20 protein-coding genes are annotated in these 20,609 nt (G+C 65.5%); 10 read left to right on the plus strand and 10 right to left on the minus strand.

The window, feature by feature from the left end; translation table 11 throughout:
* Nucleotides 1-7: 7 nt before the first annotated feature.
* The 4 genes from QRN53_RS08570 to QRN53_RS08585 are packed head-to-tail and all read right to left on the minus strand — an operon-like array spanning nucleotide 8 to nucleotide 5,441.
* A complete protein-coding gene (locus QRN53_RS08570) occupies nucleotides 8-748 on the minus strand; it encodes a thymidine kinase (protein WP_285243580.1) in 741 nt (246 codons plus the stop codon).
* Nucleotides 741-1,970, minus strand: coding sequence for an alkaline phosphatase family protein (locus tag QRN53_RS08575; protein WP_285243581.1), 1,230 nt, complete (start codon nucleotides 1,968-1,970; stop codon nucleotides 741-743). The genes QRN53_RS08570 and QRN53_RS08575 overlap by 8 nt, the downstream gene beginning before the upstream one ends.
* 1 nt (nucleotide 1,971) lies before the next feature.
* On the minus strand, nucleotides 1,972-2,715 hold the full coding sequence (locus QRN53_RS08580) for a DUF5998 family protein (RefSeq protein WP_285243582.1): 744 nt from the start codon (nucleotides 2,713-2,715) through the stop codon (nucleotides 1,972-1,974).
* A gap of 41 nt (nucleotides 2,716-2,756) precedes the next feature.
* Nucleotides 2,757-5,441, minus strand: a complete 2,685-nt coding sequence (locus QRN53_RS08585; RefSeq protein ID WP_285243583.1) for a bifunctional acetate--CoA ligase family protein/GNAT family N-acetyltransferase — start codon at nucleotides 5,439-5,441, stop codon at nucleotides 2,757-2,759.
* Nucleotides 5,442-5,517: 76 nt separating this feature from the next.
* Between QRN53_RS08585 and QRN53_RS08590 the strand changes: the two genes are divergently transcribed.
* On the plus strand, nucleotides 5,518-8,034 hold the full coding sequence (locus QRN53_RS08590) for a DNA gyrase/topoisomerase IV subunit A (protein ID WP_285243584.1): 2,517 nt from the start codon (nucleotides 5,518-5,520) through the stop codon (nucleotides 8,032-8,034).
* A gap of 34 nt (nucleotides 8,035-8,068) precedes the next feature.
* On the opposite strand, the gene QRN53_RS08595 is transcribed toward QRN53_RS08590, so the two are convergent.
* Nucleotides 8,069-8,506, minus strand: coding sequence for a hypothetical protein (locus QRN53_RS08595; protein ID WP_285243585.1), 438 nt, complete (start codon nucleotides 8,504-8,506; stop codon nucleotides 8,069-8,071).
* A gap of 16 nt (nucleotides 8,507-8,522) precedes the next feature.
* On the opposite strand from QRN53_RS08595, the gene QRN53_RS08600 reads away from it, so the two are divergent.
* Nucleotides 8,523-9,197, plus strand: coding sequence for a DUF8462 domain-containing protein (locus QRN53_RS08600; protein WP_285243586.1), 675 nt, complete (start codon nucleotides 8,523-8,525; stop codon nucleotides 9,195-9,197).
* 267 nt (nucleotides 9,198-9,464) lie between these two features.
* Nucleotides 9,465-10,862 carry a plasmid pRiA4b ORF-3 family protein gene (locus QRN53_RS08605; protein WP_285243587.1) on the plus strand — a complete coding sequence of 466 codons (1,398 nt, stop codon included), beginning with the start codon at nucleotides 9,465-9,467 and terminating at the stop codon, nucleotides 10,860-10,862.
* A 151-nt stretch (nucleotides 10,863-11,013) separates the two neighbouring features.
* Here QRN53_RS08605 and QRN53_RS08610 read toward each other — a convergent pair whose 3' ends face one another.
* On the minus strand, nucleotides 11,014-11,355 hold the full coding sequence (locus tag QRN53_RS08610; protein WP_285243588.1) for a YegP family protein: 342 nt from the start codon (nucleotides 11,353-11,355) through the stop codon (nucleotides 11,014-11,016).
* A gap of 398 nt (nucleotides 11,356-11,753) precedes the next feature.
* Nucleotides 11,754-11,996, minus strand: coding sequence for a YegP family protein (locus QRN53_RS08615; RefSeq protein WP_285243589.1), 243 nt, complete (start codon nucleotides 11,994-11,996; stop codon nucleotides 11,754-11,756).
* Between the two features lie 377 nt (nucleotides 11,997-12,373).
* On the opposite strand from QRN53_RS08615, the gene QRN53_RS08620 reads away from it, so the two are divergent.
* The 3 genes from QRN53_RS08620 (at nucleotide 12,374) to QRN53_RS08630 (ending at nucleotide 14,346) form a co-directional block, all read left to right on the plus strand.
* Nucleotides 12,374-12,967, plus strand: coding sequence for a hypothetical protein (locus QRN53_RS08620; RefSeq protein ID WP_285243590.1), 594 nt, complete (start codon nucleotides 12,374-12,376; stop codon nucleotides 12,965-12,967).
* 93 nt (nucleotides 12,968-13,060) lie between these two features.
* The gene (locus QRN53_RS08625; protein WP_285243591.1) at nucleotides 13,061-13,627 is read left to right on the plus strand and encodes a recombinase family protein; all 567 of its coding nucleotides are present in this window, start codon (nucleotides 13,061-13,063) and stop codon (nucleotides 13,625-13,627) included.
* A 431-nt stretch (nucleotides 13,628-14,058) separates the two neighbouring features.
* Nucleotides 14,059-14,346, plus strand: coding sequence for a VOC family protein (locus tag QRN53_RS08630; protein WP_285243592.1), 288 nt, complete (start codon nucleotides 14,059-14,061; stop codon nucleotides 14,344-14,346).
* 694 nt (nucleotides 14,347-15,040) lie between these two features.
* On the opposite strand, the gene QRN53_RS08635 is transcribed toward QRN53_RS08630, so the two are convergent.
* Together QRN53_RS08635 and QRN53_RS08640 are read right to left on the minus strand one after the other, a co-directional pair.
* A complete protein-coding gene (locus tag QRN53_RS08635) occupies nucleotides 15,041-16,105 on the minus strand; it encodes a S1C family serine protease (RefSeq protein ID WP_285243593.1) in 1,065 nt (354 codons plus the stop codon).
* 312 nt (nucleotides 16,106-16,417) lie between these two features.
* Nucleotides 16,418-16,588 (minus strand): hypothetical protein, encoded by a 171-nt coding sequence (locus tag QRN53_RS08640; RefSeq protein ID WP_285243594.1) that lies wholly within the window; start codon nucleotides 16,586-16,588, stop codon nucleotides 16,418-16,420.
* 567 nt (nucleotides 16,589-17,155) lie between these two features.
* Here QRN53_RS08640 and QRN53_RS08645 point away from each other — a divergent pair.
* From QRN53_RS08645 to QRN53_RS08660, 4 genes are all read left to right on the plus strand, one after another.
* Nucleotides 17,156-17,437: a DUF4193 family protein gene (locus QRN53_RS08645; protein ID WP_502934835.1), complete on the plus strand. Its 282-nt coding sequence runs from the start codon at nucleotides 17,156-17,158 to the stop codon at nucleotides 17,435-17,437.
* Nucleotides 17,438-17,447: 10 nt separating this feature from the next.
* A complete protein-coding gene (locus QRN53_RS08650) occupies nucleotides 17,448-17,816 on the plus strand; it encodes a phosphatase PAP2 family protein (RefSeq protein WP_285243595.1) in 369 nt (122 codons plus the stop codon).
* A gap of 89 nt (nucleotides 17,817-17,905) precedes the next feature.
* Nucleotides 17,906-18,979, plus strand: coding sequence for a glucose 1-dehydrogenase (locus tag QRN53_RS08655; RefSeq protein WP_285243596.1), 1,074 nt, complete (start codon nucleotides 17,906-17,908; stop codon nucleotides 18,977-18,979).
* Nucleotides 18,976-19,977, plus strand: coding sequence for an aldose 1-epimerase family protein (locus QRN53_RS08660; protein ID WP_285243597.1), 1,002 nt, complete (start codon nucleotides 18,976-18,978; stop codon nucleotides 19,975-19,977). Before QRN53_RS08655 ends, QRN53_RS08660 begins: the two co-directional genes overlap by 4 nt.
* A 111-nt stretch (nucleotides 19,978-20,088) precedes the next feature.
* Here QRN53_RS08660 and QRN53_RS08665 read toward each other — a convergent pair whose 3' ends face one another.
* The gene (locus tag QRN53_RS08665; RefSeq protein WP_285243598.1) at nucleotides 20,089-20,526 is read right to left on the minus strand and encodes a MarR family transcriptional regulator; all 438 of its coding nucleotides are present in this window, start codon (nucleotides 20,524-20,526) and stop codon (nucleotides 20,089-20,091) included.
* Nucleotides 20,527-20,609 lie beyond the last annotated feature (83 nt).

Consider the following 20,609-nt stretch of genomic DNA (forward strand, 5'->3'; position numbering starts at 1 on the left):
GGCCGCGTCAGGCTCCGCGGCCGCCATGGCCGCCCTCGCCAGGGCCGCCCGAACCGCGCCAGAGGCAGGCATCCACCTCGAACGGCAGCAGCTGGTCCTGCTGCGCCATCAACGAGGCACCGTGTGCCGTGACCCGCCGCATAAAGTGGCGCCGGCACAATGTCTCGTAACCAACCACAGGTACATGCCCGGCCTCCGGCACAGCAGCCTCCACCGCCATGTCCACGTCGCCCACCACCACCTGCGCACCCTCGGTGACCATGACGCCGTCGACCGTCCTGGCGTTGTGCGTTGCCCGGCGCCCGCACCAGCACAGCGCCTCCACCTGGAGCACCTGCACCCGGTCCGCCAGCTCGATGAGGCGTTGGGAGCCCGGGAACAGCCGGGTGCGGAAATCGGCGGTGATGCCGAACGCGAAGACGTCGACGTCGATCTCGTCCACCACCTTGGCCAGCTGCTCCACCTGTTCCGGGGTGTAGAACTGGGCCTCGTCACAGATCAGGTAGTCAACCCGCCGGCCTTGGGTGCGGCGGACCATGACCTCCTCCCAGAAGTCGGTGCTGTCCAGCACTTCCACGGCGTCCGTCTCCAGGCCCAGGCGGCTGGAGATCCGGGATTCGCCGGCGCGGTCGTTGCGGCTGAACCGCACCCCGCCGCGGCCGCGGACCCGGTGGTTGTAGTCCATCTGCAGGGCAAGGGTGGATTTGCCGCAGTCCATGGTGCCGGAGAAAAAGATGAGCTCAGCCACGCCCCCGGTTCCTTCCCTCGGCGGTGAAACAGAGCAGCGGGACCTCCCGCTCAGCCTTGGTCAGCGAGCCGTGCTGGCCTACGACCTCCATGGCGGTGGGCCGCATGCGCCGGCCGTCATAAAGGGCGACGGCGTCCCGCGCCGCGATCATCACGTCACCGATCCTGCCCTCAACAGCGGGCCGCACGTCGCCGAAGAGTCCCCCGGCAATGGCGTCTTCCCGGGTGAAAGCCCACACCCGGTCCCCGAACCGCGCCTTCCAGGCGGCCAGCAGCCGTTCCGCAGCTCCGTCCGCTGCGGCTGCTTCCTCCAGGTACAGGTGCACCATCCGGGGTTCGCCGGCCGTATGCCTGACACCGTCAACCAGTGCGGAGTCGGCGGAGAAGTCGATGCGCTGGGATTCGGGAATGTCGAGCATCCCGTGGTCTGCGGTGAGCAGGATCGTGGTCCCGGCGGGCAGCGAGGAGTTGAGCCGCTTGACGGTGGCGTCGAGCTCCTCCAACTGGTGTTCCCACTGCTCCGACCGGCAACCGTAGCGGTGGCCGGCCTTGTCCAGCTCATTCACGTAGAAGTACATCAGGGACGGGCCGGCAGCGGCCATGGCATCGGCGGCCGCCCCGGTGCGCGCGTGGGCGGTGGTTCCGGAGATGAACCTGCCGCCGCGCAGGGCGGCCCGGGTCATGGGCGAGCCGTCGAACTGGCCAAGGCTGACAGTGCTGACGTCCACCTGATCCGCCACCCGCTCAAAGACGGTGGGGAAAGGCTGCCACGTGGCCGGGTCAACCCCCGGGTCCCAGTTCCCCAAAAGGTTGACCACCTTGTCCTGCCCGGGGTCCAGGACGTCGTAGCCCACCATGCCGTGCTGGCCGGCCGGAAGCCCGGTCCCGAAGCTGGCCAGCGCCGCCGCCGTGGTGGACGGAAAGGCTGAGTCCAGCCATACGGGGACATCACCCTGCCCTGCCTGCACCACGGACCTCAGGAACGGCGTGTGGGCGGATTTCTGCTTCAGGAGGTTCCTGCCCAGGCCGTCGGCGAGGACAACACAGACGCGGCTGGCCTTGGGGAGCCCGAGGGTGTTCTCAAAGCCGTCCACCCCCAGGCTCGCCGCGGCACTGGTAAGGACTTCAGCGACGGAGCGGTGCCCGTAGGCAGGGGCGGGCGGTAGATCGGGGGTGGGTCCGGAGGCGGGAGTCTGTTCGGCTGGGTGGCGGGCTTCGGGCATCTCAGCGCTGCTGGTGCCCGCGGCTGAGCCGGTTTCCGAACACCCCGGACCGCGGACGGGGAGCCATCGACTGCACGTGGGACACGGGCGCTGCCGAGCCGGTGTTGACGGCGCGCAGGGCCCGGGCAAAAAGCTTCGCGTCCTGCACGGCCTGCAGCCCGTCGGCCTCGGCGCTGATGCGGAGCACGATGTCCTCCTGCGCGATGGTGCCGGTGTAACCGTGGTCGGCTTCACACTGCGGGTCTCCGCAGCTGGCCGGCCCCATGTCCAGGCGCTGGCCGCCGGACCACGCAATGGACAGGGTCAGTTCGCGGACGGGATCGGACGGCTTGTAGTTCTGCGGCTGGGCGTACATGTAGCTCAGGACCACGGAGCGGATCTGTGCCACGGGAACGGATTCGGTGGAGATCTGCGCGACGATCTGCTCCCCGGCTTCGTCCAGCTGCTGGTCGTCCACGTGGGTGATGACGAGCATGTCCGCGGTGAGCACCAGCACGGTGATGTGGCGCCGCACCTCTGCCCGGTCGAAGTGGGTTTCCAGGTGCACCAGGTGGGCCACACAGTCCCGGCCGTCCAGCGCGTCGTCAACGACGTCGGAGACCAGCCGCGGGTAGAAGCCGGCCTTCTGCAGCGCGTCTTCGAGGCTCTGGCCCTGGAGCCCGTGGTTGTGTGAGCTGTGCTGTCGGAGTGCCTGGTTTTCATTGCCGGGCGTTTCGGGCGCCGACGCGGGAGGCTGGAAGCTCATGCCCCCATTTTCACAGATCGGCCGGTCACTTGCTAACCGCCTCAGCCCAGCATTGCCCTGCGGGCGCTGTCCGTCCGCTGCGCGGCGTTGCCAATCCGCACGTCGGCGGCGAGGATCGTGGCCCCGGACGTGCCGCACAGGACGGGGTTGAATTCCACGAGCGCGATCTCCGGATGGTTGTCCTTCATCCAGGCCAGCCGGGCTGCCAGGTCCTCCAGGGCCTGCACGTCTACTGCGGGCAGTCCCTGGTACCCGAACAGCTTCCGTGACGCCCTGGGTGCACGGATGAAGTCGTGGACGTCGGCGGCGGACAGCGGTGGAACCCGGTGGGCCCAGTCGTCGAGGAGGTTGACGGCGTCCCCTGCGAGGCCGAACGAAATCACCGGGCCAAGCAACGGGTCTTCGATGGCCCGAAAGGTGCAGGCCTGGCCCACCGCTGCCATGGACTGGACTTCAAGGGCCGGGTCGCCGTAGGCGGCGAGCGCACGCCGCATCTGCACCACGTTCTGGCGCAGCGAATCGGCATCCTCGATGCCAAGGCGTACCCCGCCCAGGTCCAGCCGGTGCCGGAGGGCGGGGTCCGTGGTTTTCAGCACCACGGGCCAGCCGAGGGCTTCCGCCGCGTGCACGGCCTCCTCGGGCGTAGTGAAGGCGGCCGACGGCAGGACGGTGATGCCGTAGTGCCCCAGGAGGGAAGCTGCCGCCGCCGGTCCCAGTTGCTTGAGCTGTTCGCCCGTGACGTCCCGGAGCAGCTCATCGAGTTCGGCCTCGGCTTTGCGGGGATCGCAGCCTGCCGGTTCCACGAACTGTCCCTGGTCGCGGGCAGCCCATTCCGCATACCGCACCACGGCGGCGAGCGCGGCGACGGCGGCACCGGGGTTGGAGAAGCAGGGGACGGTGCACCCGCCGGCACCCACCAGGCCCTCAACGTTGATGGCCGGGTCCAGGATGCCGCTGAACGCCGCCACCACGGGTTTCCCCGCCGCGGCCGCACACTCCGCCAGGACCCGGGCCACTGCGTCAACGGTCAGGCCCCGGGCGGGCAGGAGGGCTGCGACGGCGGCGTGCACGGTATCCGGGGCAAGTGAGTCAAGAAGCGCTTTCCGCAGCGCGGGGAGCGCCACCGACTGGCCGGCGTCCAGGTCGAGGTCGGAGACCAGCTGGGCCACACCCAGCCCGTGTGCCACGGCGCTGTCCGCCACCACGTTGCCCAAGGCCTGGGAGTTACTGAAGATGGCGACGTCGGGCCCTTCCGGAAGCGCCTGGCCGGACACCACCTGGGCGACGTCCACCAGCTCTTCCACGGTCTCCACCCGGATGACGCCCGACTGGCGCAGCATGGCGTCCAGGGCGCCCGCCGGCGCCTGGGTGGTCCGGACGGCGTGTCCGGGCGGCAGCCGCAATCCCATGGTGTCCGATTTGGCAACGATCACCGGCTTGGTGCGGGCCAGGCGCCTGGCGATCCTGGAGAACTTGCGCGGGTTGCCAATGGACTCCAGGTACAGGCCCACGGCGGTGGTATCGGCGTCGTCCTCCCAGTACTGCATCAGGTCGTTGCCGGAAACATCTGCCCGGTTGCCGGCCGAGAGCATGCTGGAGAGCCCCAGCCGGCGCCGGCTGGACGCGGCATACAGCGAGACACCGATCGCCGCCGACTGGCTGAACAGCCCCAGGCCCCCGCGCAGCGGCGGGGTGGGCGCCATGGAGGCATTCAGCGACACGTCCGGGTGCGTGTTGGCGATGCCCAGCGACGCCGGGCCGATCACGCGCATCCCGTTGGCCCTGGCCTGGCGCACCAGGGCGCGCTGCCGCAGCAGGCCGCGTTCGCCGTCGTCCGCGAAGCCTGCCGTGGCAATCACCACGCCTTTGACGCCGGCAGCCGCGCACTCTTCCACGACGCCGGCCACCTCCTCGTAGGGCACGGCGATGATGGCCAGCTGGACGGGTTCGGGAACCTCTGACAGCTTGCCGTAGGGGATCATCCCCGCCAGTTCCAGAGCCTCCGGGTTGATGGCGTAGACGGATCCGTGGAAGCCGCCTTCGATAATGTGTTCCAGCAGCTGGTACCCCACGGTGCCCCATTTGCGGCTGGCTCCGATGACGGCAACGGACGACGGCGTCAGCAGGTCCCGGACGCTCCTCGCCTCGGCGCGGTGCTCGCGGGATTCCATGACGGCGCGCGACTTCTCGGTGGGCTCCACGTTGAACTCAAGGCTGACGACGCCGTCGTCGAAGTGCCGCTTGACGTCGTAGCCGGCGTCGGAGAACACCATCAGCATCTTGCGGTTCTCCGGCAACACTTCGGCGGTGAATTTCCGGATCCCGTTCTCGTGCGCCGCGGCGGCGAGGTGCTCCAGCAGGATGGAGCCGATGCCCCTGCCCTGGTGGGCGTCGGCGATATTGAACGCCACCTCTGCTTCGGTGGGGTCGGTGAGCCGGTCGTAGCGGCCGATGCCGATGATCTCGCCGTGGATGGTGATGACGAACGCCACCCGGTCCTTGTAATCCACTTCGGTGAAGCGTTTGAGTTCCTTGGCCGACAGCCTGGCCTTGAACGCGAAGAAGCGCATGTAGATTGAATTCTGCGACTGCCCGGTGTGGAAGGCCTGGACGGCGTCGGCATCCGACGGGTGGATGGGCCGCAGGTGCGCCGTTCCGCCGTCACGCAGGACGACATCGGCCTCCCAATGTTCCGGATATTCGCCGTCCCCGGGCTGATCCACCATAGGCTTAGCCTAGCCAAGAACTCCCGCAGCATGCCCGAAAAGCTGCCAGCACCCCCAGAAGGATCCACCAAACCCCATGGCCCGCCGCCAAAGTTCAAAACCCATCGTGGACGACAACTACACGGAGAACATCGTCGATATCGATGTCACGTCCGAAATGCAGGGCTCCTTCCTGGAGTACGCGTACTCGGTGATTTACTCCCGGGCGCTTCCTGACGCCCGCGACGGGCTCAAGCCGGTGCAGCGCCGCATTTTGTACATGATGAGCGACATGGGCCTTCGCCCGGACCGCGGCCATGTCAAGAGCGCCCGCGTGGTGGGCGAGGTCATGGGAAAGCTGCACCCGCACGGTGACGCGGCCATCTATGACGCCATGGTGCGCATGGCCCAGGACTTTTCCCTGCGGCTGCCGCTGATTGACGGGCACGGCAACTTCGGCTCGCTCGACGACGGCCCGGCAGCGCCCCGGTACACCGAGGCCAGGCTGGCGGCGGCCGCCCTCACGCTCACCAACCACCTCGACGAAGACGTGGTGGATTTCGTCCCCAACTACGACAACCAGCTCACCCAGCCGGACGTCCTGCCTGCAGCCTTCCCGAACCTGCTGGTCAACGGCGCCACCGGCATCGCCGTCGGCATGGCCACCAACATGGCCCCGCACAACCTGGTGGAAGTGATCGCGGCAGCCCGGCACCTGATCGCCCACCCGGACGCCACGCTGGAGGACCTCATGCGGTTCGTGCCCGGCCCTGATCTGCCCAGCGGCGGCAGGATCGTGGGCCTGGACGGCATCCGGGACGCGTATGCCACCGGGCGCGGCTCCTTCAAGACCCGGGCCAAGGTGGAAATCGAGCAGCTCTCGGCACGCCGCACGGGCCTGGTGGTCACGGAACTGCCGTACATGGTGGGCCCGGAGAAGGTGATCGAGAAGATCAAGGATGCGGTCAACGCCAAGAAGCTGACCGGCATCAGCGACATCGTGGACCTGACCGACCGCAAGCATGGGCTGCGGCTGGTCATCGAGCTCAAGAACGGTTTCAACCCGAACGCCGTCCTGCAGCAGCTGTACCGCTACACGCCGATGGAGGACTCGTTCGGCATCAACAACGTCACCCTGGTGGACGGCCAGCCGCAGACCCTCGGCCTGGTGGACCTGCTGTCCGTCTACGTGAACCACCGCATCAACGTGGTCCGGCGCCGGACCGTCTTCCGCCTGGGCAAGAAGAAGGACCGCCTGCACCTGGTGGAAGGCCTCCTCATCGCCATTGTGGACATCGATGAGGTCATCCAGATCATCCGCTCCTCCGACGAGGCCGCGGCGGCCCGGACCCGGCTGATGTCCATCTACGACCTCACCGAGGTCCAGGCCAACTACATCCTGGAACTGCGCCTGCGCCAGCTCACCAAGTACTCCCGGATCGAGCTGGAAAAGGAGCAGGACGAACTCCGCCGCGAGATCGCGGAACTGCAGGCCATCCTGGACTCCGAGGAACTCCTCCGCACCGTGGTTTCCGACGAACTCGGCGCGATCGCCGAGGAACACGGCACACCGCGCCGGACCGTGCTGCTGGAATCCGAGGCCGTATCCCCCACCATCGCCGCCGAACTCGCACCGGCCCCCGGGAAGGGCAAGGCGGCCCCGCTCTCGCTGGAGATCGCCGACGACCCCTGCTGGGCGATCCTTACCGCGTCCGGGCAGGTGGCCCGGACCAGCAACCAGGAGCCCCTCGCCGAAGCCGGGCCCCGCAACAAACACGATGTGTACGCATCAGTGGTCAAGACGTCGGCCCGCGGCGAGATCGCTGCAGTCACCTCGCTGGGCCGCATGCTCCGCCTGCAGGTCATGGACATGCCCGTCCTGCCGCCGGTATCCGGGCTGCCCAACCTTGCCGGCGGCGTACCGGCCAAGGAATTCCTCACGCTCGTCAAGGGTGAATCCCTGGTGGCATTCGCCCGCCTGGATGAGGTCCTGGCCATCGGCACCGCCCAGGGCGTGGTGAAGCGCGTCCAGCCGGACTACCCCTTGAACCGCGAAGACTGGGAAGTCATCACCCTCAAGGACAAGGACTTCGTCGTGGGCGTGACACCCGCTGGCACCGATGACTCCGAACTGGTCTTCCTGACCAGGCAGGCCCAGCTGCTGAAGTTCCCCGCCGCCGTCGTCCGCCCCCAGGGGCGCACCGCAGGCGGCATGGCGGGCATCAAACTGGCTGCCGGTGACCAGGTGATCTTCTTCGGCGCCGTCCAGCCCAACGATGAAGCCGCCGTCGTGGTCACCATCGCGGGGACCAACGGCGCCCTTCCCGGCACTGCCCCCGGAACCGCCAAGGTCACCGCCTTCGACGAATACCCGGCCAAGGGACGCGCCACCGCGGGCGTGCGGGCACACCGGTTCCTGAAGGGCGAGGACATGCTGCTGCTGGCGTGGGCCGGGCACGGCCCGGCGAAGGCTTCCTCGGCAGCCGGCGTGGCACGGTCGCTGCCGCAGGAGCATGGCCGGCGCGACGGCTCGGGGGTCCCGCTGTCCCAGGCCGTGGAGATGGTGGGACCGGCCATGGCGTGGACGGCGGAGCCGGCGCCCGATAACCAGTAGTTGCCGGTCCGGCGGTAATGTCCGGGCAGGTTACCTAGCCCGCGACGTCCCGGCGCCGGAATCCGGCGACGGCGAGCGCCACCAGCACGGCGATGGTAAGGACCGACACCAGGACGCTGTCCCAGGCGGTGCCCTGCCGCAGCGGATCGTGGCCAATGTACTGGAAGAACGGTGACACCTGCCGGATCCTGTCAAAGACGTCCACCAGCGGGGCGAGCGCGTTGACGATGTAGGCGAGCACCGCCAGGACTGCGGGTATGCCGCGGCTGAGCCCGGTCCGTCCGGTTGACGCCGACAGTGCCAGGGCAAGGGCGCCGAAGACCACGCCCAGGAGGGCAAGGTGCAGCATGGCGGCGGCAACCTTGTGACTGACAACGCAGCTCCCGCCGGAACGGGCCGCCGACTGGCGCCGGACCGGGGACGACCTGCTGCGCCTGCTCGATGCGAAGGGCACAGGACTGGTCATCACCATTGATGAGATCCATGCCGTGGACAGGGCGGAGATCGCCCAGCTGGCCGCCGATGTCCAGCACTTCATCCGCGACGGGCTGCCCATCGGCCTGATCTTCGCCGGCCTGCCGTCGGCGGTGTCCGATCTCCTCAATGAAGGCGTTGCGACCTTCTTGCGGCGGGCCGACAGGATCAATCTCCACGAAGCGGCCATCGCGGAAGTCACCGCGTCATACAGTGAGCTCTTCAGCCAGGGAGGCATCAGCATCTCCCCCGACCTCATCAACCAAGCCGCCGAAGCCACGGAAGGGTATCCCTTCCTGATCCAACTGGTGGGCTACTACCTCTGGCTCGAAGCCGACAAGGCAGGATGGAAACTGGACCAGACCACGGTTCAGCGTGGAATCGCTGCCGCCCAACGACGGAACACCTTCGTAGTCGTCGAGTCAGCACTGTCGGACATCTCGGACAGAGACCGCGAGTTCCTGGACGCCATGGCCGCCCAGGAAGGCCCCTCGGCGGCAGGCCAGATCGGCGCCATCCTCAAGGCCAAGCCCAACGTCATTTCCAAATACCGGAACAGGCTCATCGCCGCGGGCCTGATCGAGTCCGCCGGCTACGGCAAAGTCGACTTCGCAATCCCCGGACTCCGCCAATACCTCCGCAGTAGATTGCCAGAAGGTCAATCCGTTCGTGGCGTTTTCCCGAGGTAGAACTGCTCAGCCAGCCCGATTCACGGCAGAGCTTCCAGGCCGCAGGGTCAAAAGACGCGTTCGAGTAGGTCATGTCGGTCCCCATGCCAGTGTTCGGCGTGGTCAGGATGCGACCGGTCAGCTTGCAACAGCCTCTCAAGTCACTGAACGGCGCGCCAGACAAGCCTGCAACACGTGGGCCACCTACGCCGTTTGCCCGCGCTGGCGGAGCGGACGCCGGGGCCGGGACAGGTCTCGTCCGAACGCTGGGACTGGCAGGATAGTGCTGTGACGGTACGAGGTGCAGATGAAGGTCCCGGGTCGATGTTGCTGCAGGTGAAAGTCTGGATTGTGGGCAGTGAGCCGCTCATCTGGCGGCTCCTCGAAATCGACCCTTCCCTGACCCTGGACAGGGTGCACGAGGTCATCCAAACGACCGTGGGCTGGCGGGATTCACACCTGCATTCCTTCACGGACACCGACCCCTACGTTCGTCTGCGCGCCGTCAACGGGCACGTGCGGGAGCCCCGGCGCTGGGTACCTCTGGATCTGCTGGAAGACAACGACGACGACCTGCCCGAGACGGACTGGAACCTAGGCCAGGTCCTCACCCCGGAATCCGGTCCCCTGTTCTATGAATATGACTTCGGCGACGGCTGGATCCACCGCCTCGAACTCACCGGAACCCTCCCCATGCCACCCAACGCCCCAAGGGCGCGACTCGTGGACGGCGCACGGCGGGCGCCGCTGGAAGACTCCGGCGGCATCTATGGCTACCACGACCTGCTCGACGCCCTCGCGGACCCCGGCCACGAAAAGCACAACGACCTTCAGGCCTGGATCGCATGGACAGCCGGACCATGGCAGGAATTCGACCCGGAACAACTGGAAATCGATACCGTAAACAAGGAACTGGCCCTGCTTTTCCCTGCTCCCGATGCCAAGCAACACCGCCCCGGGGGTGAGTCCCTGACCCAGGAACTCACCAACCGGATGCCTCCCGGACTACGACGCGAATTCCGCTCATACCTGCACGCCGCCGGCCTCGACGGCCCCGCAACGGTCGAAGCAGACCTCGCCGAGGCGATGACCGCCCCCTATCTCTGGCTCAGCCGCCGCATTGGGCTTGATGGTCTATCCCTCACTGCTGCCGGCTGGCTGCCGCCGGCCGTGGTCCGCGAGGCAATGACCGAGCTCGACTGGGACCAGGATTGGATCGGCAAAGCCAACCGCGAGGATCAGACCCTGCCCGTCCTTCAACTGCGCGAAAGTGCTCAGCGGCTCGGTCTGATCCGCAAAATCAAAGGCAGGCTCGTCCTTACATCTGCCGCCAAACGGCTGCTCGATGACCCGACAAGCCTTTGGCATTTCCTGGCCAGATCCATCTCCCACCGGCACCGTCACGACGCCGAACGCGACGCAACACTGCTACTCCTGCTCGAAGTCGCCGCAGGGAAACGAACCGAACGGGCCGACTACCTTGAAGCCGTCGCCTTCGGCCTCGGCGCACTCGGCTGGAGCACCCGCACCGGAGCCGAACTCGAACCGAAGACCGTCCAATCTCTCCTCGTCGACGCACAAGAGGTCCTGCTGAACCTCGGCATCTTCGATGACCGCTTCGGGCTCAAAACAAACACCGCTAAAGCACCAGGCCAAGCATTGGCCCGCGCAGCACTTCATTCATAACCACTCACAACCAGACAGATCACCGGCCGCCCCGAGATAACCCACGTTACGGAGGATAAGTCGGCATTGAAGCAGCGGTATTCGCCGCTTCCGAATACGCCGGCTCACGAGCCGGCGTTGAGAGGGGGCAGAGAAACTCCTCTCCTGCGGCTCAGGAGAGGTTGTGGATTGCCTCCGCGCAGCGCGGGCCGGTGACGGCCCGGCGGACCGCCCTGGCTCGCCCGTGGAAGTCGATCTTTGGCATTCGCGCGGAATCATCAGTCTGGCCACCAGGATCACTCCAGGCTGCCGGCGGTGCGGCATTGCTGGTCGTTGTGCAATGATCGGCGATCAGGCCCATGCCGGCGTACTCCCGCACGGCGGAGATGCCGGCAACGGCATCCGTCTTTGTCTCGAAGGGTTTAGAAACTGCCATGATGGTGCCATCCGGCGCCGTCAGCCGGAACCTGAAGGCTGATTCCGCGTCGATAAACAGTTCGAACATTCCTGCCATTGCGATCCTTTCGTCTGCGGGATCTTGAGGCCACATCTTTGCCGCCCCGACAGGCAGGAGGCATCGTTGCCTCCGTTTTCCATGATGGATCCCGCGTCCAAATTTTCATCAATTCAGCATGCGTTCCTCGAGTCTCCCGTGGGAACGTCTACCAGCGCAAGGATTTGCCCGGTATCCAACCGAAGTGATCCCCCGCTCTCAAGTTCAGCCCACGGGCAATAGCGGGTGCGAAAACCACATGGGCTGATAGTGGACGTTAGGTAAAGCTGCTGGAAAGTGGGGGTCGAAGGCTGCCCTTTTTGGGCTAGGAAAGGCTGTGTATTGCCCCGGCCCAGCGGGGCCCGGAGACGGCTTTGCGGACCGCCCTGGCGCGGCCGTGGAAGTGGTCTTTGCTGCCCTCAGGGGATCGGCGGATTGACTTGCAAGGTCGTTGGAGGTTCGCGGTTTTGTGGGAGGGCTGCCGTGCAGGAGTCGGTGATCAGGCCCATGCCGGCGTACTCCCCGACGGCGGCGATGCCTGCCACGGCGTCGGTCTTAGTGGTAAAGGGTTTGGATACGGCCAGAACGGTGCCATCTGGTGCTGGTAGGCGGAACCTGAAAGCAGATTCTGCGTCGATGAACAGTTCGAACATTCCTGCCATTGCGTTCCTTTCGGTCTGCGGGATCCCTGGGCCGGCGTCGTTGCCAACCGTGCGCATGGCATCGTTGCCAGCGCTTTCGTGGTGTCCCGCTCCAAATTTTTCATCAATTCAGCATGCGTTCGACGGGTCTTTCGCAAGGGCTCCTGCCTGCGCAAGGGTTAGCTCGGCATCCAAGCGAAGTGATGCCCTGCTCCCGGTCGGGCCGGCCGCACTTCGCGCGAACTCCACGAGCGGCCCCTCAGCTCGCCGTGGCCGTCGTCAACAAGGACAACCTCCCCTGTCTGAGCCCCTACTGTTGGAAATGCCGACGCGTTGCGTGCGGCGAGGCTGCGGTGCCAAGCCAAGGTCTCTCAGGCTTGAGTCCTTGAAGGAGTTCCGTGTCGGACCTGGTACCGGAGTATCTGACGTATGACTACCGCTGCACCTTCCGCGGGTTTCCCGGCGTCCATCACGACCCGGACGATTATCCGATGTTCTGGACCGTGAAGGTCAAGGGCCGGGTTTGGGACGACGAGGATGAGGGCGATGGTAAGGAGGTGACCGTCGGCGAGGCCGAGCTGTACGTCGTCCCCGACGCCGGCATCATCGACCTCTTCCTGACGTTGGACGCGGTAAACCAAGAGGTCGCCAGCATCGGCGAGATGCTCACCGTCAACCGCCCTGATCTGATCCACGAGATGAGCCTCGGCGGGGATCTGCTGATCCTGTCATGGCTGAAAGTCGTACCAAGATTCCGCGGGAACAAGCTGGGTCACTCAATGCTGAAAGCGGTCCTCAGCACGGTTGGCAGATCATCGACGAAAGTCATCATCGAGGCCACTCCCCCATTGACCGACAACGGCCCCATAGAAGGCAGCCCGGAATACCTCGCCGGAAAGGCTGCCCTGCGGCGGTACTGGGAAAGTTTCGGGTTCCAGCCGGCCCATGGCGATTACCTGGTCCTCGACGACATGGCCGACGGCATCGACTGAGCCGCGTCACCCCCACGCCCCGGGATCTACCCCTTGACGTCCCCACCTCACACCCTGACACTCGATTCCACAAGTCAATGGTTGGAGGCAGCCGTGAACGGTCAGCGCATCGGCTACGTGCGGGTCAGCACGCTCGACCAGAATGAGCGGCGCCAGCTCGAGGGCCACGTCCTGGACCGGGTCTTCACAGATAAGGCCTCGGGCAGGGACACCGCGCGGCCGCAGCTGTCAGAGCTGCTGCGGTTTGCCCGCGACGGCGACACTGTGGTCGTTCACAGCATGGACCGCCTCGCCCGCAACCTCGATGACCTGCGCGCTCTTGTCCAGGGCCTCACCCTGCGCGGCGTGCGGGTGGAGTTCCTCAACGAGCAGCTGGTCTTTACCGGCGAGGACTCCCCCATGGCCAACCTCATGCTCTCGGTCATGGGTGCCTTCGCTGAATTTGAGCGGTCCCTGATCAGAGAACGCCAGCGCGAAGGCATTGCGCTGGCCAAGCAGCGCGGCGCCTACAAAGGAAGGAAGAAGACCTTGACGCCGGAAAGGGCGGCAGAACTTGTCCGGCGCGCCGGCACCGGCATCCCGAAAGTCGTCCTCGCCCACGACTACGGGATCAGCAGGGAGACGGTCTACCAGTACCTCCGCCAGGCCACCCTGAAGTAGAACTACATCTTCCCCGGCGTTCCCAACCAACGCCAGGGGTTACCCTGCAGGGTTATCCATGGAACTTCGGCCAACCGCCATTTGGCCGGAGTTCCGCCAATTCCTGCGGAGCACCGCAAAGTCCCCCACGAGCGGCGCACCACTGTCGACCAACCTCCCCGCAGTCGCTCGATTGCGGTATGCAGGGCAAACACGAGGGTAGGCAGTCATCACTGTTCAGCTTTACAGAATACCTCTTATCGGCTCGCTTAAATGGCAGGGGAGGAACTTCAGAATTGGGTTCCGGACGGTGCATCCGAGGTATCCGTTTCAGCATATTTTGAGTGCCAGGATGAGGTGCCCTGGCGGTGCCGCGCCCTTAGGCCGTTACAGCGGAAAGATTACTCGGTGCATGCCTTCTCGTTGGGCCCTTGCGGCTGGGAGAATGCTTCATGGATCTAAAGCACTCCTACGATCCGGCCGACGGGTTTCCGCGGATCATGCCGTCCCTGCGGTACGACGACGTCCAAGGCGCCCTGGCATGGCTCGAAGAGACTTTTGGCCTTCGCGAGCATCTTCGCTGGATTTCAACCGAGGGCATCGTGCGGCACGCAGAGGTGATGTTGGGAGAGGCCTTTGTGGAGCTTGCCCAGTCCTCGGACGATCAGCCAAGTCCCCGAACCCTTGGTGCTACCAGCTCAGTCATCATCGCGATGGTCGAGGACGTCCAGAGCCATTAACAGCGGACACAGGCGGCCGGCGCGAAGATCATCTCGCCCTTTGAGGACAAGCCCTGGAGTCTTCGCCAATACACGGTTGAAGACTTGGAAGGACATCGGTGGGAGCTCTCCCAGCAGACCAGATTTGTTCCGCCCCAGGAGTGGGGCGCCACACTCAGTCCCTGACAAGTAGGGCCTGAGGAAGAACGCCATATCGACAGGAACGATGGCGGGAGCGCCAGATCCAGTTGCTATGGCTTGGGAATCGGCGACCTGACCCGATCACCGTTTGGAGCGCTGACCGATTGCAGGCCCAGGCGGTCGTCATACTGAAGAAATGTGTGGATTTTGCCGGCCCCGACGTAGAAAGCCGTGAAAGGCTCCAAGATATGGGCAGCATGACCATTGACGGGCGTCGGGATGGGAATAGGTCCGCCTGCGCAAACCTCCTGGTGGGGTGGTTTCCAACCCGTCATTGCTCCATCGATGTCCGGGGCTGGCTGCATGACCGTCCGGACTGACCACCCAAAGTGGGAATCAGTGGGATTGCCGCCCGTGTTACAGGTCGGGCAAAACCATAGTTATTACAACCCTCCAAAGAGCTTGGTGCCGGAGACGGGAGCGTTGGAGAGACGTGTGATGCCCGGCCACATTTTCGGGTCACGAGTGCCTGGAAGTCGGCCGCCAGGAGGGAGGCGGTGCATCTTGAGGTTGCTCAGCGTTCTCCGGATAGGTCGCCAAGGGTGATGTGCAGGTTCTGGGATGTTGAGCCGCGCTGCACGGTGACGTCCACCTGCTGCCCGGGGTCCTGCTTCCTGAGGGCCGCGAGCAGGTCGGTCACGTTTCCAATGTCTGCTTGGGCGAACTTGGTGATGATGTCTCCTGCCTTCATTCCGGCCTGTTCTGCCGGGCTTCCCTGGGAAACACTCACGATCAAAGCCCCGGCCGTCGTAGGCAGGGAGAATCGTTGGGCGAGTTGTGGTGTGATGTCGGTGGGGACCACGCCGAGGCCGGCGTGTTTGACCGAGCCGTTTGCCAATAGTTGGTCGGCGACGTCGGTAACCGTGGAGGAAGGCGTAACGAACCCGATGGCCACGGCTCCCGTGCTGGGTGGAAGGTACGCCTCGGAAAGACCGATCACCTGGCCGCTGGAGTCGGCTACTGCGCCGCCGGAATTGCCGGGGGAAATCGGTGCGTCGGTCTGCAGCAGATCGATGGCGCCGTGGGGTGATTCCTTCGACGGCGGCATGTTCCGGTGCAGGCTGGAGACGATCCCGGCAGTGACGGTTTCCTCCAATCCCAGCGGGCTGCCGATGACCACGGTCATCGAACCCACCTCGGGATCGGATGCAGCGAATTTTGCGGCCGGAACGCCGGTGCGGTCGACCTTCAGGACAGCAAGGTCCGTGACGTCGTCAACGCCGATGATGGTGCCTTGGGACTGGGAGCCGTCAGCGAACTGGACCTCGACGTCCTTGAAGGGCTGTTTTTGCTGGTCCTCCACGACGTGCGCGTCCGTGACGATCGATCCGTCGCTGTGATAGATAACCCCGCTGCCCAGGCCGATGGCTGTCCGGATGGTGACGACGGAAGGCTCGACTTCCCTGACAACGCCGGGAACCGCAGGCAACCCGGCGCCGTCCGCCAACTGTGTTTGCGAAGCTCCCGGGGAAGCAACGGACGACGAGGAACTGGGCGCCGGTGCCGGGGTGCCGGTGCAGCCCGTCAATGTCAAAGCCGCAGCCGTCACTGCGGCCGCGGCGCAGAGTCCAAACCTCATGGATACCTCCTCTATTAGCGTTACGGGCTGGCAAAAGGGATGTAGGGCTGGTACTGGTCAGAAGTCCCATTCTCGATGGGGACATTAATGGTGGTTTCCTGCCCCTTCACCCTTACTGTCAGGTCAGCCCGTGCTCCCGGACCTTCCGGGGCACTGTTGAGTATGACGGGTGTCTGGTCAAACTCTCTGTTCCCGTTGGCCGGGATCTTGACCCGTACCTGCTCGTCGGAGTCAGCCAGGACCATCTCGATATCCGTGGCGTGGTGTTGATGATCGTCCCGAGGACGCGGGCGGCTTCATTCTGCCCGGATGTTACAGCAGAACGCTTCGCAGCTCCAGCCCTGCAAAGCTCAGGTCTGAGCCGAGCGCAACGGGGTCGCGGTCCCCCTCAGCAGGTTCCGAACAACCGGCCATCAGGAGGGCTGCAACCACCATGACCGGCAAGAAGCGGAGAAATTCGATGGCGCCGTGGGTGGGTTTCATGATGTTCCTTTCCTTGGCCTTTCGATCCCTTCTAATGCACCCGCCCCGCTCAAGCGTCTCCCCAGTGTCGCGCGGCAGTTGCGCTTACGCAATAGCTTTTCCCACGCCCCACTACTTTTTGCTGATCGTTGCCCTCCCGTGACCGAACAAGGCTGCCGCTACAAACTGGGAGATAATGTTGTTTGCATCTTGCCAAATACTCAATGGGAGTAGCACTGGGTGCTTTGGACGAAGACGCGATCCGCGGCCTATGGGGTGCGATCCCGAAAGGTTGCGCCGCCTGCCTGGCGACGTGACAAGGAAATCTTTTGCACGCTTCTTTTGGACACCACGTGGAAAAGGTCGGCAGCCTTTGGTGCGGCCTGCGTCATCGGCGGCTTTCTGGTCACTGGGCTCCCGGCCCCAGTTACCGGACCGCCCCCATCGGTGCTCCGGTCGCTGGGGACTTGCGGGCATGCCTCCGGTATCGGTATACCATTGCGCATCGACAACTGTTGCGCTACCGTTCATATCACTTCTCACTCCCAGCCTAAGAGCAGCCGTTCCAACAGGAGAAATGAGTGCGCCGTGGCAAGCGATTACGACGAAGTCCGGCCAGAGGTCAAAGAGTCGCGGGAACGGTCCCCGGAGGCCCTGCGCACAGAGAACACCCCGGACGCCCGCAGGGTGGCCAGGGAACTGGACGAAGCCGGCACTGTGGACGGGATAGAACTGCCGGCGGACTTCATCGCGGAGGAGCTCGTCGTCGAAGTCGTCCCACAGAAGGAGGACGACTTCCCCTGCTCGTCCTCCGCCACCGTTCCCGCTGGCCAGGGAAAGGGACGGCAACGCCTACTGCATCGAATGTGAGGGATGAGCAGTGGCCGGTCTGTCGCCGGCTCCGCGAACCGGACACGCGCAGCCGGGCCACCCCGCGTCGCCGCCCCGGCCGGACAGTCCGTCCCCTGATGAGGGCACCGGCCGCAACCGGACTTCGGGGATGGGCCGGCCAAGGCATTTCCGTTTAGGCGACTGGTGCATCCTCCCCCGGTACCTCAACCTGTGTGCGGTATCCATACTGGCCTTGGCCGCTGCTGCCGGAGGCCTGGCGCTGGAAGCAGCAAGCCGCGTCTACCTGGGCTACCACTGGTTTACCGACACACTGGCCTCCGCGTCGATCTCCGTGGTCCTCCTGGCGGTGGTGATCATGCTGGACATCAGCCGTGGCGGCCGGGCGGCAGAACCGTGAGGGCAAAAAGCTTCCGACCCCCTTGCTGTTGCGCACCCGCAAATAAAGCGGGACACTGGCGAAGACAACCACGGCTAAAGGGAGGCATCATGCGTGCGCTGACAGTTACCCCTGGAGTTAAGGACTCCCTTCACCTGCGCGATATTCCAGAGCCGCCGGCGGGCGGGGGCCAGGTGCTGGTGGAGGCACTGGCCGTGGGCCTGTGCGGCACGGACAGTGAGATCATCGACGCCGACTACGGCGAAGCTCCGCCCGGCCAGGACTACCTGGTGCTGGGGCACGAAAACCTGGGCCGGGTGGTGGAGGCGCCGGAGGGTTCCGGGCTGGCGGCGGGAGACCTGGTGGTGGGCATTGTCCGCAGGCCCGATCCCGAGCCGTGCAAGGCCTGCGCCGCCGGCGAATGGGATATGTGCCTGAACGGCAAGTACACCGAGCACGGCATCAAAGGCCTGGACGGATTTGCCCGCGAACAATGGCGCGCGAACCCGGAAGCCATGGTGAAACTGGACGCCGGGCTGGAAGACGTGGGAGTGCTGATGGAGCCCACCACCATCGTGGCCAAGGCCTGGGAGCAGATCAACAGGATCGGGCAGCGGGCCTTCTTCGACCCCCACGTCGCGGTGGTGACCGGGGCCGGGCCCGTTGGCCTGCTCGCCGCGCTTGTGGGCGTCCAACAGGGCCTGGAGGTGCACGTGTTCGACATCGTCAAGGACGGGCTCAAGCCGGACTTGGTCCGCGCCCTGGGCGCCACCTACCACAGTGAGACCCTGCCCGACTCCGGACTCAAGCCCAACGTCCTGGTGGAATGCACGGGCGTGACCCCCGTGGTGCTGGACGCCCTCCGATGCCGCGCCCAGGATGCCATCACCTGCCTGACGGGCGTCTCGGGCACGGGGAAGCAAACCGAGGTGGACGTCGGCGCGCTGAACCGCGAGGAAGTGCTGATGGACGGCGTGGTGTTTGGCAGTGTCAATGCCAACCGGCGCCACTACGATGCCGGCGCCAAGGCCCTGGCCGCTGCCGACGCGGACTGGCTGCAGCGGCTGATCAGCCGCCGGGTTCCGCTGGGGAAATTCGCCGAGGCTTTTGACCGCCACCCCGATGACGTCAAGGTGGTACTGGACCTCCAGGCGAAGGATGACGGCGGGAGCCGGCAGCCATGAGCGCCGCAGCGATGAACCAGACGGCAAGGAGTGAGGGCCAGGCAGGACAGGCGGCCAGCAGTGGCCACCGGCTGCCGTCAGGGCGCCAGTACGACATCCGGCACGGCCGGCACTCTGTCCACCTCACGGAGGTGGGAGGGGCGTTGCGGGACTATCTGCTGGACGGCCGGCCCCTGGTGGAGGGCTACGGTCCGGAGGAGATGTGCACGGGGGCGCGGGGACAGTCCCTCATCCCGTGGCCCAACAGGGTCAAGGGCGGCAGCTACGAGTGGGGCGGCAGTACTCTGCAGCTTGATCTGAGCGAGCCTGACAAGGGCGGGGCCATCCATGGCTTGACCCGGTGGCGGAACTGGGATGTCGAGGAACAGCGGGAGGACGGAATCTCCTTCACGCACACCCTTCACGCCTGCCAGGGCTGGCCGTGGGTGCTTGACTGCCGCCTGGACTACGGGCTCGACGACGGCGGGCTGAGTGTGCGGACGACCGTAACCAACCGCAGCCCGGAGCCGTGCCCGTTTGGCACAGGCGCGCATCCGTACCTAAGCCTGGGGCTGCCGGGCCAGGTCATCGACGCGGGCCTGGTCCAGGTGCCGGGGCGGACTTACCTGCCCGTGGATGAACGCGGCATCCCCACCGGGCACCAGCGCGTGGACGGCACCGAGTATGACCTGCGCGAGCTCCAGCAACTTGGGGCGCGGCACATCGATGTGGCCTACACCGACCTGGTCCGTGACGGGGACGGGCGCGCCAGCGTGACGCTGCTGCGTCCTGACCGCTCGGGTGGCGTTGAGCTGTGGGTGGATGGGACGTACCCCTACCTGGAAATCTTCACCGGCGACACCCTCCCACAGCCGCACCGCCGGCGGACCGGACTGGGCGTGGAGCCCATGACCTGCGCCCCCAACGCCTTCAACTCCGGAGAAGGCCGGATCACCCTCAAACCCGGGCAATCTCACACCGGACACTGGGGCATCAAGCCGCTCTCAACGGCCCCCTGAACCCATCCGGACGTACAGGAAAAGCAATGACAGCCACCGGGCGACTCTTGCGTAAACGCAAGTATTGGGGTTCAATGAAGGCATGGCTTGCCGTACCAGGATCTTGTCCCGTCAGGTACCGGATCCCAACGTGAAGCGGCCGTCGGAGGTACCCTGGCCGCCGGCGGCGGCTGCGAAGGCCTCCAGGGCGGCCGCCAGTGCGGGCCGGCGGCCGGCAGGCATTCTGGAAATCACCTCGGCGATGGCCTGCCGCCGGTGCTGCAGCACAGTATCGACCAGTTCCTTGCCCTCACGGGTCAACTCCAGCCGGATATACCGGCGGTCGGCGGGATCTTCACGGCGCTGCAGCAGGTCAGCGGCCACCAGCCGGTCGCAAATGCGGGTGGCATTGGAGGCGTGGACGCCAAGCTCCGCGGCCACGCCGCCCAGATTTTGGGGCCCGTGGGTATGGATCAGGACCAGCACCCGCAGTTGCGGGGTGTTAACGATGTCCTCAACCTCAGCAACAGAGCGCGCCACCACACGCATGAGGGTGTCGGCGGCAGCCATCACAGCTTCGACTTCCCGACTTAGGGTTTCAGGGACCGGCCCAGACCCGGCAGATGTATCCATGGGCACCAGTTTCCTCCAAT

The organism is Pseudarthrobacter sp. fls2-241-R2A-127 (genome assembly GCF_030209355.1).
Taxonomy (GTDB): Bacteria; Actinomycetota; Actinomycetes; order Actinomycetales; family Micrococcaceae; genus Arthrobacter.

What these genes read in the sequence shown, in the direction of transcription:
- QRN53_RS08610 (WP_285243588.1), bottom strand. Translation starts at nt 11,355, where the DNA reads ATGGCAGGAATGTTCGAACTGTTTATCGACGCGGAATCAGCCTTCAGG.
- QRN53_RS08595 (WP_285243585.1), bottom strand. Translation starts at nt 8,506, where the DNA reads ATGGTGATGACCAGTCCTGTGCCCTTCGCATCGAGCAGGCGCAGCAGG.
- QRN53_RS08660 (WP_285243597.1), top strand. Translation starts at nt 18,976, where the DNA reads ATGAGCGCCGCAGCGATGAACCAGACGGCAAGGAGTGAGGGCCAGGCA.
- QRN53_RS08640 (WP_285243594.1), bottom strand. Translation starts at nt 16,588, where the DNA reads ATGAAACCCACCCACGGCGCCATCGAATTTCTCCGCTTCTTGCCGGTC.
- QRN53_RS08635 (WP_285243593.1), bottom strand. Translation starts at nt 16,105, where the DNA reads ATGAGGTTTGGACTCTGCGCCGCGGCCGCAGTGACGGCTGCGGCTTTG.
- QRN53_RS08615 (WP_285243589.1), bottom strand. Translation starts at nt 11,996, where the DNA reads ATGGCAGGAATGTTCGAACTGTTCATCGACGCAGAATCTGCTTTCAGG.
- QRN53_RS08580 (WP_285243582.1), bottom strand. Translation starts at nt 2,715, where the DNA reads ATGAGCTTCCAGCCTCCCGCGTCGGCGCCCGAAACGCCCGGCAATGAA.
- QRN53_RS08655 (WP_285243596.1), top strand. Translation starts at nt 17,906, where the DNA reads ATGCGTGCGCTGACAGTTACCCCTGGAGTTAAGGACTCCCTTCACCTG.
- QRN53_RS08575 (WP_285243581.1), bottom strand. Translation starts at nt 1,970, where the DNA reads ATGCCCGAAGCCCGCCACCCAGCCGAACAGACTCCCGCCTCCGGACCC.
- QRN53_RS08630 (WP_285243592.1), top strand. Translation starts at nt 14,059, where the DNA reads ATGGATCTAAAGCACTCCTACGATCCGGCCGACGGGTTTCCGCGGATC.
- QRN53_RS08585 (WP_285243583.1), bottom strand. Translation starts at nt 5,441, where the DNA reads ATGGTGGATCAGCCCGGGGACGGCGAATATCCGGAACATTGGGAGGCC.
- QRN53_RS08590 (WP_285243584.1), top strand. Translation starts at nt 5,518, where the DNA reads ATGGCCCGCCGCCAAAGTTCAAAACCCATCGTGGACGACAACTACACG.
- QRN53_RS08665 (WP_285243598.1), bottom strand. Translation starts at nt 20,526, where the DNA reads ATGGCTGCCGCCGACACCCTCATGCGTGTGGTGGCGCGCTCTGTTGCT.